This window comes from Planktothrix pseudagardhii, assembly GCF_904830925.1.
Classification (GTDB): Bacteria; Cyanobacteriota; Cyanobacteriia; order Cyanobacteriales; family Microcoleaceae; genus Planktothrix; species Planktothrix tepida.
This window is the reverse complement of sequence record NZ_LR882967.1, coordinates 6,277,158-6,292,896: the sequence shown is the minus strand read 5'-3', so window position 1 is coordinate 6,292,896 and position 15,739 is coordinate 6,277,158. Positions and strand designations below refer to the sequence as shown.

General features: G+C 41.2%; 11 protein-coding genes, 1 tRNA gene and 1 pseudogene. 7 read left to right on the top strand and 6 right to left on the bottom strand.

Translation table 11 applies throughout. The annotated features are described in order from the left end of the window. The first annotated feature begins 58 nt into the window (after window positions 1-58). Window positions 59-361, top strand: coding sequence for a (2Fe-2S) ferredoxin domain-containing protein (locus NMK36_RS27320; protein WP_072717631.1), 303 nt, complete (start codon window positions 59-61; stop codon window positions 359-361). 210 nt (window positions 362-571) lie between these two features. On the opposite strand, the gene ltrA is transcribed toward NMK36_RS27320, so the two are convergent. From ltrA to NMK36_RS27295, 5 genes are all read right to left on the bottom strand, one after another. Next, window positions 572-2,308: a group II intron reverse transcriptase/maturase gene (gene ltrA / locus NMK36_RS27315; RefSeq protein ID WP_254175074.1), complete on the bottom strand. Its 1,737-nt coding sequence runs from the start codon at window positions 2,306-2,308 to the stop codon at window positions 572-574. Window positions 2,309-3,205: 897 nt separating this feature from the next. Then, window positions 3,206-4,126, bottom strand: coding sequence for an IS5/IS1182 family transposase (locus tag NMK36_RS27310; RefSeq protein ID WP_072717485.1), 921 nt, complete (start codon window positions 4,124-4,126; stop codon window positions 3,206-3,208). Window positions 4,127-4,238: 112 nt separating this feature from the next. Then, complete coding sequence (gene pgsA / locus NMK36_RS27305; RefSeq protein WP_072717633.1) at window positions 4,239-4,802, bottom strand: CDP-diacylglycerol--glycerol-3-phosphate 3-phosphatidyltransferase; 564 nt, start codon at window positions 4,800-4,802, stop codon at window positions 4,239-4,241. Window positions 4,803-4,926: 124 nt separating this feature from the next. Continuing rightward, window positions 4,927-6,744 (bottom strand): hypothetical protein, encoded by a 1,818-nt coding sequence (locus NMK36_RS27300; protein WP_083579879.1) that lies wholly within the window; start codon window positions 6,742-6,744, stop codon window positions 4,927-4,929. A 121-nt stretch (window positions 6,745-6,865) separates the two neighbouring features. Beyond that, window positions 6,866-9,547, bottom strand: a complete 2,682-nt coding sequence (locus NMK36_RS27295; protein ID WP_254175073.1) for a hypothetical protein — start codon at window positions 9,545-9,547, stop codon at window positions 6,866-6,868. Window positions 9,548-9,985: 438 nt separating this feature from the next. On the opposite strand from NMK36_RS27295, the gene NMK36_RS27290 reads away from it, so the two are divergent. Both NMK36_RS27290 and NMK36_RS27285 read left to right on the top strand, forming a co-directional pair. Further along, window positions 9,986-10,693, top strand: coding sequence for a Crp/Fnr family transcriptional regulator (locus NMK36_RS27290; RefSeq protein WP_072717635.1), 708 nt, complete (start codon window positions 9,986-9,988; stop codon window positions 10,691-10,693). 21 nt (window positions 10,694-10,714) lie between these two features. Beyond that, window positions 10,715-11,461: a DUF2232 domain-containing protein gene (locus NMK36_RS27285; protein WP_072717636.1), complete on the top strand. Its 747-nt coding sequence runs from the start codon at window positions 10,715-10,717 to the stop codon at window positions 11,459-11,461. 15 nt (window positions 11,462-11,476) lie between these two features. Here NMK36_RS27285 and NMK36_RS27280 read toward each other — a convergent pair whose 3' ends face one another. Then, window positions 11,477-12,574 carry a sensor histidine kinase gene (locus tag NMK36_RS27280; RefSeq protein ID WP_254175072.1) on the bottom strand — a complete coding sequence of 366 codons (1,098 nt, stop codon included), beginning with the start codon at window positions 12,572-12,574 and terminating at the stop codon, window positions 11,477-11,479. 299 nt (window positions 12,575-12,873) lie between these two features. On the opposite strand from NMK36_RS27280, the gene NMK36_RS27275 reads away from it, so the two are divergent. From NMK36_RS27275 to NMK36_RS29180, 4 genes and pseudogenes are all read left to right on the top strand, one after another. After that, window positions 12,874-14,085, top strand: coding sequence for an RNA-guided endonuclease InsQ/TnpB family protein (locus tag NMK36_RS27275; RefSeq protein WP_072717637.1), 1,212 nt, complete (start codon window positions 12,874-12,876; stop codon window positions 14,083-14,085). Between the two features lie 32 nt (window positions 14,086-14,117). Continuing rightward, window positions 14,118-15,239, top strand: a complete 1,122-nt coding sequence (gene cobT / locus NMK36_RS27270) for a nicotinate mononucleotide-dependent phosphoribosyltransferase CobT (RefSeq protein WP_254175071.1) — start codon at window positions 14,118-14,120, stop codon at window positions 15,237-15,239. Window positions 15,240-15,287: 48 nt separating this feature from the next. Further along, window positions 15,288-15,370 (top strand) — tRNA-Leu (locus NMK36_RS27265). A gap of 142 nt (window positions 15,371-15,512) precedes the next feature. After that, window positions 15,513-15,683: pseudogene (locus tag NMK36_RS29180) on the top strand (glycosyltransferase family 2 protein); the annotation flags it as partial. Window positions 15,684-15,739: the final 56 nt, after the last annotated feature.

Genomic DNA, 15,739 nt, shown 5'->3' with positions numbered 1-15,739 from the left:
TAATCTTAAATTTGTATTAAATATCAACAGCGTCAACCCTTGTAACTCAGAACCCTTTATGGAAACTCAACCTCTTCGTTGTGTGTTAATTTGTCAACATCAGTCTTGTCAGCGACAGGGTTCGGTTGCAGTTCTGGAGGCTTTTCAAAATCTTAAGATTTCGGGAGTAACTATAGAAGCGAGTGGTTGTCAAGGTCAATGTAATATTGGCCCGACGGTGCGAGTCACTCCCGATGAAATTTGGTATTATCGCGTTAAACCGGAAGAAGTTCCCCTTATTGTTGAACAACACCTCAAACACGGTGAACCTGTCCAAGATAAACTTAACCCCCGCATTCATCCGCGATATCTATATTCTTAACCTGTTGTTGCGATTTATTAATCATAAAAAATGGATACAAATCCCAGTGTAGGCGTGAGGTAACCACGCCCCGAAGATTAATTTGGTTTTAATATTAATCTACTGTTCTAATCGTAAATTTTAATAGAATATCATTAGGGGTCGATGAGAGCTTTACAACCCTCACCTCCCATTCAAAACCGTGCTTGCGACTTTTACCGCACACGGCTCCTAGTTTAGTTGACTGTTATCATCAGAGCATCCGGTTTCTTTTGAGTCGTGTGACCCATCAGTTGCCGTTTTAATATCATGACAATGGCGATGTAATAGTTGCAGGTTCTTATATTCGTTTTTCCCGCCTAAAATTGTGGGAAGAATATGGTCGATTTCTGCAATGTCTTCTGTAGTGAAGTATTGTCCACAGAAGTTACATTTACCTTTTTGCTTTTTGAGCAAAGTTGATACTCGTTTAGGTACATCGAAAGATGTTCCTTTTCTTGTACTCCAGTAGGTCCAGTTTCCGTCATAAGGTGATGCTTCAGGTCTTACAGTTACATGACGGGTAATAGGTGTTTCTGCATGGGTTAATAATTTAAAACCATCTTTGGTTTCAAAACTCCATGCTTTATTACCGTTTCTTTTGTAATATTTCCTAAGTTTTTCGTAACTTGCTTTACCACATCTCCTGACTGTCCATGCTCTTAATCTTTGCCATATAATAAAGTCTAAAGAGGAGAATGTTTCTTTGGAAACAACTTTGGAATGGTAGTTACACCATCCTCTTACGACCGGGTTTAGGTTTTTGATTAATGCGTATTGGGGCGCAGTTTTGTGGGTTTTAATCACTTCCTTTACCTTATTCGCATGAGCTTTAATTGCTTTCTTACTAGGTTTTATTAGGGTTTTGAATCCTAATAATTTGGAATTACTTCCTCCGGTTTTTCCAGAATGGTGTTTACCAGCTGGATGTTGTCGGAAGTTCCAGCCTAGAAAGTCGAATCCTGGTTTAACCACTTCTCCATTTACTTCAGTTTCTCTTAGTGTGTGGCAGATTCGGGTTTTTGAGGGTTTAAGCTCTAATCCTATAGGTTTTAACCATTTTTCTATGGCAATTTGGCACTGTTGTATGATTTCTAATTGTGGACTGATGACCACGAAATCATCGGCATATCTGATGACTGTTGCTTGAGAGCGTCCATTCTTTTTAGGGAATATATGTTCTACAAGTTTAATCATTCCATCCAGTGCGATGTTAGCAAGTAAAGGACTAATGACTCCTCCTTGTGGTGTGCCAGCCTCTGTTGCTTCAAATATGCCGTTGTCCATAACTCCAGCTTTCAACCATTGTCTGATTTGGGCTTTTATTGTTGATGGACAATCAATTTTGGACAGTAGGTAATCATGATTAATCTGGTCAAAACACTTTGAGATGTCAGCATCTAGGATGTAATATTCACCTTTGCTGATGCTTTGGAAGATTCGTGACATCGCGTCATGGGCAGAGCGTCCGGGTCTAAACCCGTAACTTTCACCCTCGAATCTGGCTTCCCATTGAGGTTCTAATGCAGATTTCACCAAGGCTTGCCTGACTCTATCTTGTAGAGTTGGGATTCCTAAAGGACGTTTTTCTCCGTTAGGTTTGGGTATCCATTTTCTTCGGAGTGGTTTCGCCTTTTGGTATTTACTCAGGTTTTGAGCAAGTTCTAGTCGTTGCTTGGGTGTGATGGATTTAATGCCATCAACCCCGGCTGTTTTCTTGCCCTGATTATCTTGAGTAACCCTTCTGATTGCTAAGAGTTTGGCGTAATATGACTTAACTAGAAGTTTTTGGAGCTTTCGAGCTTTCGCATTTTGTCCCGATAATGATGCTTGGTAAATTCTCTTTTGCAGCTTAAATACTACCCGTTGGACTTTCGCCCAATTGATAGAATTCCATGCTTCCGTAGTCTTGGTTATACTCGTTTTCACCGTTTTTACTGCTAATTGAAACCTTACCTAACAACTAAACCGGAATCTATCAGCGTATCCTAAATATTACATCTAGGCTTTAGCTTCTGACTCCATCTCTCACCCTCACAACATCCGCCATAGATTTGTGGCTACCTAACAGTATTCGACCACTGTAGGAGTATATGAGGGGTTTTAACGTTCCTTGAAAATGGGTTTATTGCCTTTAGAATCATCCTGTCTGCCGGGGTACTTTTGGGAGTCTTAGTAAGTGTCATAAGAAAGACCTTACCTTTGTAGATGAAATGAGAAATCTCTACCTTTCCCCTTGTTCTTTTGAACGCAGCGTAATCAAGTCAATTTCGCTACTTACTATTTGCGACAGTTCAAGCCAGATGTTCACTTTCGTTATTCTTGGGCAATTGGCTAGAGAATTACCTTAGATATTGACTTATATCCGATTTCCCGTTATTCCCAACTTCAGTGTTTTGATAATCAGTCTGACACTGTGGGAATTGCCTTACCCCTTTGGCATGGGTTACTCTACCTGTTTAGGGTTCGGTAATCCGTACCGTTGACTCCGGGGTTGACCTTCCTTTAAGGTCACATTTTCAAAGTTAAGACAGGCTTGATTGGATTTATTGTTGGGTTTGATGTCCATTTACCAATTATCTACACCTATCTCCCTGCTTACGTTTCTGGGTTTATTCCTAGACTTTGACAGGAACGTCTCGCACACTCATCTATAGTATAGCGCTACGCATTAGACATCTCCGAAAATCTCCAAATGCCCTCTATCGCTACTTTTGGAATCTCTAGCACTCCTGTGCCGGCTTCTCCAAAAGTAACGGATTCATAGGCTTTTTCAGTCACATTAATAATAACTAATGAATTTTATCTCTGATATACAATTATTTCTCAAAAGAATTCTGGGCAATTCTTAGATGGTAATACAATCGCTCCTATTCGCCATCTTATTAATCCACATACTGTCAAGATTACTGCTTCATAATTTTGCCTCTTTAACCGAAATCTTTCTGAAGCAACTCGATAAATTTTTATCAGTCTTATTAAATGTTCAACTACAATCCTTTGTTGGGCTTTTAACCGATTTTCTTCTCGCTTTTCCGCCGACATCTCTTGATTCCTCGGTTTCTTATACGGTGTATTAATTGCTGTTTCTCCTACATAAGCTTTATCCCCTCTGTATTTTTGATTATTCCCCAATTCCTGGCTTCTTTCTCTCCACAATTTCAGATCACTTGTTGCTCCGGTATAACCCACAGCTACATCCACTATTTCTTTTCCATTTGGCATGACAATGACTTGATTTTTAAAGGTATGTGTCTTTTTCTTTCCTGAGTAATATTTTTTCTGCTCTTCATTGTCTGTTGGTCTTTCCCTGGGCTGTTCATAGCTATCTACTACTAACTCAAATTCCACCAGAATTTTTTCTACCCACTCCCAATCACTCTCGTTTTTTTTTACTTGCTCTAGCAAACTCGCTGGTAGTAATTCTCTCAAGATTTTTATCCAGTTATGGAAAATATCATTCGCTGTTGATTCACTGACTTCAAACTGTAACCCTAACATTTGAAATGTCGGCATTTGATGCAGATAAATTAGAGTCAGTAAGATTTGTTCCTCCACAGATAATTTCTGCCGACGACCCCCACCTGCTTTAATCAACCTGATTTTAGTTTTTTCTTTTTCCTGTCGTTTTTCTTCTTCTAATAACTCCGCAGCTTGAATGAGTTCTATCATCTGTTCATATTCCATCCCTAATAGCCTTTTTGCTTGCTGGGGATTCTTGTCCAGATAGTCTCTTAATTTACTCATCTCTAATCCGGGGTAAAATTTAATTTTATCATCTTTTTACCCCTCCTTTTTTCTATTTTGGAGATGTCTATTACGGTTAGGACATTTTTAAACCCTGAAACCCTTTCAATTCTTACTGTTCCCTGTTCCCTGTTCCCTGTTCCCTTGCGCGTAGCGCTATATCTGTTTGGATGGAAGATTGAGGAATTAAATAAATTAAACCTGAAATTAAAGTTAATCCCACAGAAACCCAGAATAAAATTAAAGTGGGAAGTTGCCAAATATGCGGTAATGGTGCAATGAGAAAAGCGATCGCTAAAATTTGACTGACTGTTTTTAATTTACCCCAAATATTTGCCCCAGAAATTTGAGCTTGATTTACCCGCCATCCAGCAATTGTCAGTTCCCGTGCTAACATTAAAAAGACTCCCCAAGCTGGGATTTTTCCTAATTCAATAAAGGCTAATAAAGGCGCAAAAACCAATAATTTATCCACTAAAGGATCAAGAAATTTTCCTAAATCTGTCACTTGATTCAGTTTTCGAGCTAAATATCCATCCAACCAATCTGTACTCGCAACAATCATAAAAATTCCCAAACAAATCCAACGGTTTGTAACGGTTGGATCATGTAAACCATATAATAAAAAGGGGACTCCCAATAAACGGGAAACAGTAATCCAAGTGGGTAAATTCATAAATCAGTTATCAGTTATCAGTTGTAGGGGCGGGGTAACCCCGGCCGTACTCAGTTATCAGTTATCAGTAAAAAAGTTTAAAGTTGATTGACTCTTAACTTCTAGCTCTTACACTGATCTGTAATTAATGATAACTGATAATTGATTGAGGTTCTTCCCAAGTTTGATGAGAATTTTGGCTTAACTGGCTTAAATATTGCCGAGTAATATCAGCGCGATCTAAACTTACAAAATAATGGTGATCCACATCTTGATAAAATAATGCTCCTTCCAGTAGTCCTTGATAATCGGGGTTAGTTTGAGATTCCAGAGTTAACCAAAAAGCCTCAGAGGTTGAAGGGATTAAACCTGGGGGTAATGTTCCATTTAAAATTGCTACAATCCGATCTTGACAGGAACGAGTATTGATTCCTCGGTTTTCTAAGAGTTGATTGACTTCTGACAAAGATAACGGTTGTTCTTGAAATACTCGTAAAAGTTCAGCTAAAATAAAATAATCACTGTATTGATGTCGGGATACATCCAAAACTTTAAAATAAAGGGGTAAAACCGCTAAACCCCAAGCTAATCGACTACAATGGGAATAATTATTATCAGAATTCTCTGGGTTCCGGGGGCTATCTTGAGTAATCAACGCATTCGGTAATTTTTGGCGTAACCAACGGCTAAAGGTCGGCCAAGTGCTATTTCCCCCCGTACAAATTGCTTGATTAATGCCAACAGGAGAGATCCCTTTTTGACTAAACAGATGATTGAGTTCTCGATTTAACTGTTGTACAAAAGGCATAAAAATCTTTTGTTCTAAATCCTGTTGAGAAACCTCCAAAGAATAGTTATTTAATTTCAAGGTATAATGATCGGTTTGCTGAAGCTTAAATTTTAGAAGTTCGGCAACTTCTAATAATTTTAATCCCGCTTCAGAACTCTGTAAAATCTGTTGTAAACGATAACGTTTGGTCAAATCAGGATGTCCCGGTTGGGGGGAAACGAAATCAGGAATATCAAAAGTTTGGAACGGTGAACCTTTTGGATGCAGTAAAAGTTGAGTGATAATATCCTGATTAAACGCATCTCCACCATAGGTAATCTGATGACAAACGACCTGGGAAGCTGAAAACTCGGTTAAATCTTGAGGTAGGGTTGCCACCGCCATTTCAGTAGTTGTAGCTCCAATATTCAGCATTAAAATTGTGCTGTTTGGATCAGGAGAATTGAGATGAAATTGATATAATAAGGTGGCGATCGCATCTTCAATAATAAAAATTTGTTCAGGACGTTTTACCAGTCCTGCGGCTAATACTGCTTCTCGAAGATTAAACCGATAAGCTTCTGTGGCTGCAACTGGGCAACCTAAAATTATCCCCCCTAAAGCCATTAACGCTTGTTGAAATTCCTCGCCATCAAGTCCCACAGCACCAAGGCGATAAATATTCGGTAACGCGATAGTGGGACAATTTACCCGGTTTCGTTCTATTAATCGCGAAGTTCCCCGACCCTGTAAAACCCGACTAGGATTTAATGTAGACAATAATGCCGTCCACGCTTCCTGAAATCCTCCCAAAAAAATAGACTGTTGTTGTGACCATTGAATCATGGGAAATGCCCTTAATCCAGAGGAATCATCACCTCGATAATAGGGAATTCCCAAATTTAATAAGGGTTTAAAATGTTGCAAGTGGCTAGGTGTCGCTTCCTCCTGGGAATTTACATAATAGACTTGACATGGAAGCCGAAACGTGAAAGGAAGATCCTCAACCTCCGAGAGTTCCGTCTGTTCCGCTTGCCAATAAATGGGATAAACTTTACGGGTGTCCCGATGAAACAAAGCCGCAGATAATCCGGTTGTTCCCAAATCAATCCCTAAATACCATTGAGTCTGTTGTCTCAACAATTCTAAAGCAGAAATATCCGTCTCAATACCTGAATCCTGAACCATCATCATTAATCATTAATCATTAATCAGTTATCATTAATCAGTTATCAGTTATCAGTTATTAGTTAACTTTAATTAGTGAATTAACTTTTAACTCTTAAAGACAAGCCATAGCCCATCTCTACACTGATTACTGATAAAATTCTTGACTCAACGCTTCCAAACTGAGTGAATTTTCTTCTTCTTGTTCATTATCCAACCGGAGGGGAGTTTCCTCGGCTAGATTCAAACTATTGAAGACATCATCTAATGTTAAATCCGAAAAACTTTGTAGAGATACCAAATTTTCAGCCTCTTCCGATGGGACATTTAAAGGTTTAACACTGAGAGCAGGAACTGATTGCGCTGAACGGGGTTCCATCCCAATATCTCTAAATAAATCTTCAAAGGTAATGACTTCTTCAGGTGAGGATGATTTTGGCACTACTTCTAGGGTTGGTTTTTGAATTAGGGTTTGAGATTTAAGTTTAGGATTCAGGGATTTTTCAGAGGAATTTTTGGTCGGAAAACTGATTTCTGATTTTGATTCTACTTGCTCTAAATTAAACAAATCAGCTTCTAAAAATTCCAAAGTATTGCGACCAATTAATAACCGAGAATCAACTTGATCGCTGGTTTCTTCTAAGGAGATTGGAAGCAAATTTTCATCTGGAGAAGCTTGAATATACTCATCCGTTTCCAAGCTGGCGGTCTGCTTTTCAAGATTACGGGAAGGAGATTTCTGCACAGTTGGAATACCTGTCAGCATTTCTTGAGTTCGGGCAGACACCACACCTAAATTAACAGGGGATTCATCCTCAAAGGTGGGTTCTTCAAAAATATCGCTTAAATCTGCTAAGGTTTCCTCAAAGGGATTAGATACCACAGGAATCGAGAACTCAGCAACAATAGCCTCAGACTCCAAATCCTTAGATTCTTGGGAAACATCTAGGTTCGATTCATTGAACAAATCCAAAGAATTCAGACTGAGAACAGATTCATTTTGTATTGATTCTGTTGTTTTTGAATCCTCTAATACTTCTTCTGTGTCTCTATTAAAATCTGATTCATTCACCCCTGGAAGTCCTTCAGCCTCCGTTGGTGTTTCCTCATCTAATAATAGAGTCTCTATATCTTCGGAAAGATCCTCCTCATCTTCATCAAATTCCTCAAGGATTTCCACATCTTCCCCAAATAAATCGATTTCTTCTGGTTCGGTAATATTAACAATCGGATATTCTTTCTCTGCTTCTAGGGAAACAGCATCTTCCCCAAATAAATCGATTTCCTCTGGTTCGGTAATATTAACAATCGGAGATTTTGTCTGTTCTTCTAGGGAAACAGCATCTTCCCCAAATAAATCGATTTCCTCTGGTTCGGTAATATTAACAATCGGAGATTCTTTCTCTGCTTCTAGGGAAACAACATCTTCCCCAAATAAATCGATTTCCTCTGGTTCGGTAATATTAACAACCGGAGATTCTTTCTCTGCTTCTAGGGAAACAACATCTTCCCCAAATAAATCGATTTCCTCTGGTTCGGTAATATTAACAATCGCGGATTCTTTCTCTTCTGCCCCATTAAATAACGCTTCTAAGTCTAAATCAGCATCAGAACTTTCTGACTCTAACACCGACTCATCCCAAGCCAAGGAAAAGCCTGGTTCCTCCGGTCTTAACTCTAACTCCTCTTCAATAGTTCGAGGAGATTGAACCTCAACGGACGATAAAGGTTGAATCGTGTCCGGTTGTTTCTCTTCTTCCTCTTGTGCTTGCGCCATCTCCTGAGACACGGTAAAACCTACCCCAGGTTGTCTGGGAACTTCTGCCCCCGCATAGGGTAAAAATTCCTCAACTGTGAAAGATAACTCCTCATCAGAGGAAACCGGAGGAGTAATCACAGACTGTACAATTTCCGGTTCTCTGTTCTTTGTTTCCTCTAACCCAATGACTGGGGATTCAGATTCCGTTAATTGTAACGAAGACTGTAAATAGGAAGACGTTTCTTGACCCACCTGTTGAGCCAGTTGGTTAACCAACGTTGTAAACATCACTTCCCCTTGTTTCCCCAAACTGTGCATCCGTTCCAAACTTTGGGAAAGGGAATCAGAATAGGTTTGTAGATTCCGTTGTAACGCTTCAAAGATCACGCTCAGACTTGAATCTAGCGTCATCAACAAATGATCCGATTGAGCTTGCAACTGTCGCATCTGTTCTAAGCGTTGGGCAGGCGTCAGACTCGAAACAGAAGTTTGTGACCCGTCCGAAGGGTTGGAGGGAAGGGCTGGAAGGGAATTAGATTCAGTCAATAAAACCGAATCTAAAAAGCGGTTTTCAATATGGTTAAGCGTTTCAGTAACATTATGAATCAAACTATCCTGTAATCGAGTCATGAACTCCTGCAAAAATTCACGACTGAGTTGTTGTTGATAGGATGGGGGCTGGATTTGTGCCAGAGTTTGGGCTTTTCGGGCTTCTAATTGTTGAATTTCTTGGACTAAACTCCGTTGTTCAGCGCGTAAGTAATCGACCTCCTCTTGAAGAGGTTGAGTCAGATGGGTACGCAGATAAATCATTTCCCGGCGGATAGCTTGCCATAACGGTTCTCGCATTCCCGGTGATTCAGATTGCTGGGTCTCCATCGGCGACAGGAGAGCCCCCTCGTCTACCTGTTGCTGAAGAAAGACCAAATATTTTCGCACACGCTCTAGGACTTGACGGGAGCGTGTGACGGTTTCCCCAAAAACAACCCAAGGTAAACGTAAGTTGGGTTGGCTTAGAACCTCGTCAATTTCGGCGATGAGTGCCTGGATCTGCTCTTTCTGAACGTTCAAGGCTGAACCCTCTCAATAATCATAAAATGGGACTGGTTGATGCGTTCTGTACGTTCCTAACTCCACAATCGCTTGATCTTCAGGATTCCCCAGATTAAAGCAGTTGTTATCTACATAATATGTTAGGCTTCAGAAGCACTCAAGTAGCCAAGTTAAGATTTGGGGTGGATTGGAACATCGCGACCGAGGGGCAAGATTGTTAAAAACTAAACCAGTTTAACTTTTTTGTGTCCTAATCGTTCTAAAATAGAAAGTTGCTCAGTCATTTGTTATTCCTGTTGGAATCAACAGAGGCGGAATCTTAGTTAATATGATAGGGGTAATTTTGGAAGGATTGACACTCTTGAGCAGTAATTCTCCTTACAGGCAATCCACTAAAAACCCACTTTCTTGATTAGCTACTGAAGATCGCGAATTTATAAGTAGTATCACAGCCTCATGGAAGATCGGTATTTCTCCCGTGACAATCAATCTGATATCCACAAGATGATCCTCTCAACGCCTTTCTTTCAAGGGTTGCCCCCAGACGCGGCTGAGAAAGCGACATCTCATATTGTGGGTCGAAACCATCCGGCAAACCAAGTTATTTTGTTAGAAAATGACTGGGGGAGTTCCGTTTATTTTATTTTGGATGGTTGGGTCAAAATTCGTACCTATAATTTGGATGGTAAAGAAGTAACGCTAAATATTTTAGGTAAAGGTGAACTCTTCGGAGAAATGGCAGCCTTAGATGAGGTTCCCCGGTCTACGGATGTGATCACATTAGCTCCTACCTTAATTGGGAATATGCCGGCTCAGGATTTCGTGGAGTTAATTACAACAGAGCCTCGCGCCGGAATGCGACTGGCTCAGTTAATGGGAAGGCGTTTGCGTCAGGTGAATCGACGTCTACGATTGCGTGAATCCGATAGTACCTCACGGGTTGCTGATATTTTACTCTTTCTGGCTGAAGGTCAGGGAAAAACCTCTAACGAAGGAACCCAAATTCCCAACCTTCCCCATCGAGAGTTAAGTGGTTTAAGTGGATTGGCACGAGAAACGGTAACTCGCGTTTTGAGTAAACTAGAAAAGAAAGGGTTAATTCATCGGGAACGAGATATTTTAAGCATTCCTGATGTCCATGCCCTAGAACGGATGCTGGTCTAATACAACTCTATTCGCGATTGCATGAGTGATTCCTCCCCATCAAGATCCCCGGCTTGCTCCTCTGAACCTGAGCATCAGAGTGTTGCATCCGTTGATTGTGATCCCTTCTCTGCTTCAACTTCAAGCTCTGTGCGTTCGGTATCCCCTTCCCATAAAAACGCTCTCATCCTAGTTGAAACCGCTTTTTTGGCGAGTGCTGCGAGCTTAATTTGGTTTGTTAATTATTATTTTCCGATGGGGCCAGTGCTGCGGTTATTTTTCTCTTTACCGATGGCACTGTTATATTTACGCTGGGGAAAACGAGCTTCTGTGATGGGGGCTGTAGCTTCATTTTTATTATTATCAGTATTGATGGGGCCGACTCGCAGTATTGTGTTTTTGATTCCCTATGGGTGGTTAGGGGTGGTCTTGGGAGGAATGTGGAAACGGGGTGCAGCTTGGTGGATGTCTATTTCCATCGGGTCTGTGATTGTGGCGATTGGTTTTTTCTTTAAGTATTGGTTACTGTCAATCCTTCTAGGACGAGATTTGTGGGCCTATGGCACTGTCCAAATCGCTTCCCTGGCGGAATGGATTTTTATTAAGTTAGGGATTTTGGCTCAACCGAGTTTAATGTTAGTTCAAGCGATCGCTGTTTTGATGATTTTTATTAATAGTATTGTCTATTTATTTGTGGTTCATCTGGTATCTTTGCTTTTATTAGATCGTCTCAATAGCCCGATTCCTCGCCCTCCGAAATGGGTACAAGTTTTATTAGATTATGAATGACCTGTTGGAAAATATTTAAAGCATAACCTTCGGTAACTTGATAATAAAACTTGTCCCCTGACCTTCTCCGCTTTCAACCTCAAGGGTTCCTTGATGGGCTTCTGTAATACTCTTGGCTAAAAATAATCCTAATCCCCAGCCTGTTTGATCCTCAGCACTAATAGTTCGACGGAATTGTTGAAATAGGATTGATTGAGCGTCTAGGGAAATCGGCTTGCCTTGATTATGGATAGTAAGGTTAATCTGTGTTTCAGTTTGCTGGAGGGTAAGGGTAATCGGCGTACTCGGATCACCATATTTCACCGCATTAATGGCTAAGTTTTCAATCACCCGTCGTATTTCTTTGCGACTGCAATAAGCCCGGATATCAGCATCAGAAACGACAACAAACCGCTCACCATAAGCGAAGCTTAAATCCTCTGCTACGTCCTCAAGTAATCCCTCTAAATTGCATTCTTCAAATTTCATTTTTAAGCTCTGTCCTGCCCGCAACCGACTCGCATCAAGCAGATCTTGAATCATTAAATCTAACCGATTAACTGCACCGAGCATCCTCGCAGCCACATCAATGTGGGAGTCTCCTCGTTCAAGCCGTCGCAGAGTCAGTTGAGTTCCCAGTTTGACCACATTCAGCGGCCCTCTGAGGTCGTGGGTGAGCGTCACCATAAAGAGCTCTTGAATATCTCGCAACGTTTCGGAGAATTGAGTCGCAGCGTCATTAACGGCTTGCTCAATAGAACCGATAATAATGTCTCGATCTTCTACTCCTAAAGGGGCTTCTTCTTCTAAAACTTGAAAGATGACTTGACGGAGGATGTGATACTCCAAAATGAGGTGACTCATAGAATAGTCAGCATACCCTGCCCGTTCATGCCCATGTTGCTTGCCAATCCGAGTGCTTTCTACCTGGTTGTCTGTGATTTGGGTAAATGTCCTGACCATTCTGTCTGAGAGTGCCTCTATTAGTTGGTTTAAGTACAGAGGTAGGGAATCTTGCAAGACAAGAGAATCTTGATGTGTTGATGCACTGACTTCATCACGAACCCGCTTCTCCCACAGTTGCATAATTCTTTCAGCATTTTGTTTAAGACGCTCAGACGCTTGGTTGGACATCGTTTTGGTTGTGGATAAGTGACTGTTGAGAGAACACACTCTCTCTTCCTTTTATACGGTGTATTGTGGTAGTACAGCAATGGTTATCAGGAACGTACTTCACTCCCAATTCCTCTAATGATCATCTCAACTGATACCATACTGCATCGTTAAATAGCTTCTGCCAAAAGTGATTTTTTACCGAAAATTTGGGTTTAAAGCCCCGCCCTTTAGCGTAGCGGAGGGCGGCTTTAAAATATGTATTGCCAATTTAATATTTAGTGTGCTAGGATAGGTTTATCCGTTGGGCTAGAGCGTAAATGTTTGTTTTAGAATTTAAAGTTGAGGCTAAGACAAAACAATATCAAGCCATAGATGAGGCTATTCGCACCGCTCAATTCATCCGCAATAAATGCTTAAGGTATTGGATGGAAAACAGAGGTGTAAATAAGTATGATCTGTCGGCTTATTGTCGGGTTTTAGCCCACGACTTTAAATTGGCTGGTGAATTAAATTCCCAAGCCAGGCAAGCATCAGCTGAAAGGGCGTGGTCTTCTATCTCCCGTTTCTTTGATAACTGCAAAAAGAAGGTAATCGGAAAGAAAGGCTATCCTCAGTTTAAAAAGTTTTCCCGCTCTGTTGAGTATAAAACAACGGGATGGAAACTTATTGATCCAAAAACTATTCATTTTAGCGATAAAAAGGAGATTGGAACACTTAAACTAAAAGGGACTTGGGATTTAGGATACTTTAAACAGTCTGACATTAAACGGGTTAGATTAGTTCGTAGAGCCGACGGTTATTATTGTCAGTTTGTGCTTTCTTGTGACGTTAAAGAAGATGTTAAACCATCAGGTAAATGTATTGGTTTAGATATAGGTTTAACGTCCTTCTATACAGACCATGAGGGTCACCAAGTTGAAAATCCTAAATTCTTGAGAAAATCGGAGAAACGATTAAAACGACTTCAAAGACGATTATCTAAAAAGAAAAAAGGTAGTAAAAATCGTCAAAGGGCACGGGCAAGATTAGCTAAGGCTCATCTTAAAGTAAGTAGGCAACGTAAAGACTTTGCTGTAAAGTTAGCAAGGTGCGTAGCTCACTCTAACGATGTGATAGCTTACGAAGATTTAAGAGTTAAGAACTTAGTCAAGAATCATTGTCTAGCTAAATCGATAAATGATGCGGCATGGTATCAGTTTCGAGAATGGATAGAGTATTTTGGGGTTAAATTCGGCAAGATCACGATTGCTGTCCCACCGAACTATACAAGTCAACACTGTTCAAACTGTGGTGAAACTGTCCAAAAATCTCTATCAACTAGAACCCATCAATGCAAGTGTGGATGTGTTTTAGATCGCGATGAAAACGCCGCTATCAATATCCTTAAGAAAGGGTTAGGTACTGTAGGGCATACAGGAACTTTTGGGCTAGACCCAATAAACGCTTGGGGAGAGAATACCTCTACTTTCTCAGAAGTAATTCTGTCTAAGCAAGTAATCTCCTTGAACCAAGAATCCCCACGCCTTTAGGCTGGGGAGTGTCAACCTCCCACCCTATTTTTATGACCGTTCGCGTTTATACTGAGTTTGACCTAGGAAATCATTGGTTAGACCGCTATCAAGGTTGTTCCCCTGTATTTGCTTGTGTATTGGGATTTACCGCCACCGCTTTAATTCCAGGCATTTCTGCTGCTGGAGCCACCCCAGAGACTCGACAATATACAGCCGTGGCGGATGCGGAGTTTCTCTACAATGGCCCCCAACCCCAAGCTCATTATCCCTTACCTCCCTTAGAGAAGGGAGCCTCTCCGGTCTTAATCTCTCGTGCTGTTCTGGAAGCGTTGGACTGTCCTTTATATGTGTTTAATGGGGGATTATCGGTTTCCCCTTCGGTTCCCACTGTGAATTTAGGGGGCGTTCGGGCCCAGTGTTTAACATCGGGTGCTGCGATGACCTTAGAAACGGTCAAACATCTGTTAGAGCAAGGATTAATCTGGGGAGAACGATTAGCAAAACAAGCTGAAAATAGTTATGTGATTTTATCGGAGTGTGTTGTGGGGGGAACCACAACCGCTTTAGCGATATTGCTAGGGTTGGGCTTTCCGGCTATGGGAAAAGTCAATAGTAGCCATCCCCAATGTAATCATCAGCAAAAATTAGCGATCGCCACAACAGGTTTAGAGCAAGCGGGGTTTTGGCCCTTATCACAGACTGGATTTCAGGGTATTGATCCCTTAAAGTTGGTAGCGGCGGTGGGTGATCCGATGCAAATTGTGGTGGCGGGAATGGCGATTTCTGCCAGTCGCAGCGTTGGGGTATTACTGGCGGGGGGAACCCAAATGTTAGCTGTATATGCTTTAGTGGAGGCGATCGCAATAGCCTTAGATCTGCGGTGGGAGAAATCGCAAATTGTGGTGGGAACAACTCGTTGGGTAGCGGAGGATGAAACGGGAGATACGGTTGGGTTAGCAGAAGCGGTGGGAAGGGTTCCCCTGTTAGCCACCCAACTGAATTTTTGGGGTTCCCGTTATCCTCAACTCCAAGCCTACGAACAAGGGTATGTGAAGGAAGGGGTCGGAGCCGGGGGGGCTGCTATTGCGGCTCATTTGGCTCTCGGTTGGGATAACTCCCAATTGCTACAAGCCGTTGAGGGTATTTGCGATCGCATGATTTCTCTGTCTTAATGTCAAATTCGATAATTTTCTGCTATAATACCAATTGGCACAAAAAACGCGGACATGGCGGAATTGGTAGACGCGCTAGATTTAGGTTCTAGTACCGTAATGGTGTGAAGGTTCAAGTCCTTTTGTCCGCATTTCTTGATTGGTTCGTAGGGTGAGCAAGGACTCACCCTCTGATGAATTTAACCTCTCATTTTTTTCGACCAAACGCGAGTCGTTAAACCCCAAACATAAATGAAACCTTCGGCTGCTTTGTGATCAAAAACATCCTCAGAACTACAGGAAGCGGGATTATTTGATTGTCAATTTAAACAATATGGTTGGGAAGATTTAGAACTAGGGGTTAGGTTAAAAAAATTAGGCTTAAAATTAATAAAATTCCCTGATGCTGTCGGATATCATTGGCATCCAGCTTTTAGTTTAGAGCAATTACCAAAATTAATAGATTGAGAAATTCAACGGGGAAAAATGGGGTTTTATTTTATAAAAAACATCTTTTGCTG